The organism is Pseudomonas sp. EA_35y_Pfl2_R5 (genome assembly GCF_963970805.1).
Taxonomy (GTDB): Bacteria; Pseudomonadota; Gammaproteobacteria; order Pseudomonadales; family Pseudomonadaceae; genus Aquipseudomonas.
This window is the reverse complement of record NZ_CAXAOW010000036.1, coordinates 1-1605: the sequence shown is the minus strand read 5'-3', so window position 1 is coordinate 1605 and position 1605 is coordinate 1. Positions and strand designations below refer to the sequence as shown.

General features: G+C 43.3%; 1 protein-coding gene. It reads left to right on the top strand.

What is annotated here, in order from left to right; all coding sequences use genetic code 11:
* Nucleotides 1-627 precede the first annotated feature (627 nt).
* Complete coding sequence (locus tag AACX99_RS22090) at nucleotides 628-1068, top strand: hypothetical protein (RefSeq protein ID WP_339414557.1); 441 nt, start codon at nucleotides 628-630, stop codon at nucleotides 1066-1068.
* Nucleotides 1069-1605: the final 537 nt, after the last annotated feature.

Below are 1605 nucleotides of genomic sequence, written 5' to 3'. Positions count from 1 at the left end.
GTTGCCACCAAATTTTGCTCCGAAGTAGCATCAGAACTTTAGTTTTCTGCATGGCCTAACAAGTGGTTCAAACCGTTCGCTGCGCTCACTGGGACGGGCTAAAGCCCGCCCCTTAACCAAACGTTAGGGTGCTACATTGAACCGCCTCATATCATCTCTAATAGTTATTATATTTTGTGCGCCGGCTGCTTATCTCCTATTTTTAGGGGTGCTTTTTTTACCAATATCTATATATTCTCTATTACCATCTGTATCGGGAAGTGGCAATTTTCCAAAATTTGCGATAATGACAATTTGTGGAGTATGGGGCTCAATTTCATTATTCAATTTAGCGTGGCATACACTTTCCAAAGGAAATGATTGGCCCGGACATCCTATGCAGTGGTTTGGCATTACAATAGGGCTAATTACTTGTATGGGCGGATTATTTTATAGTTCAGAAAATAATATTATGCTCGCAGTATTCGGCGGCCCAATCATCGCCACGGCACACCTACTATATCTTTCGAAATTCGGTGAATAGCCCCCTAACAAGTCGCTCAAATCGTTCGCTTCGCTCACTGGGACAGGCTAAAGCCTGCCCCTTAGCTTAATCGTTAGGCTTTACCCATTAAACGAGGCATCAGCATGACCGAAAACCCTTACTCTGCCCCTCATTCAAACCTAGTGAGTGTCGAACTTTTAAATAGAAATATTACTTGGAAGATTTACTTTTTCTTTATGGTACTGCTAACGACCTTAGGAATTTCTGGTCTTTTTCTTATACCTGGAAGTGGTATTTCAGAAATCATATCTCTAGTTCTAACAATTCCAGCAATCCTTGGCTTGTACGGTTACGTATTTAGTAAAAAAATACTAACCAGAAAAATATGGCTTGTAAATTTTTACGTTCAGCTAATATGGGCGCCTCTATATTATTTCGTCACAAACGCCGACCTGTCGGCGGGCATGACACAAGAGGTTTACTTGATAAATAATACAGTCATGTGGGCAATATCAATTCCTTCCTATATCGCACTGTTTTTATATGCCAGAAAAAACTATCCACTTTGGCATGAACAAGCCTAACAAGGCGCTGAAGTCGCTCATTTCATTCGCTGGGACCGGCGAAGCCGGCCCCTTAGCTTAATCGTTAGGCGGAAGAGCAAAAAATGAACAAGGAAGTTATGCGCTCAAGTAACAATTATCTTTGCCAGTCTACAAGTTCGCGTCGTTCGTTCGAGTCCGCGCCGAAACATTTGCACCAACAAACTCAAATTCGCGTCGAGGTAGTAGAGTATTCCGCGTATGTCGGAGTTTTACATTCTCATGCACTTTTACCGGAAGATTTGCACGCGTATGCTCAAAACCCAACATCCAGCAACGAGTCGTTTCGTGCTTTGCGTCCGGCGCGGCACCGAAGCCTAACCAGGCATTCAAGCCACTCGCTGCGCTCGTTGGGACCGGCTAAAGCCGGCCCCTTAATTTAGCGTTAGGCCTATGAAATCAAAATTGCGTACTCTCATAATTACCATTACTACATTGGTTCTTTTAGGGTGTGGTGAGCCATACCGAGAAGAGGGTCGTATTTATGCAAAGGCAGCAATAGACGCAATTGAAAATTAT

What these genes read in the sequence shown, in the direction of transcription:
- AACX99_RS22090 (WP_339414557.1), top strand. Translation starts at nt 628, where the DNA reads ATGACCGAAAACCCTTACTCTGCCCCTCATTCAAACCTAGTGAGTGTC.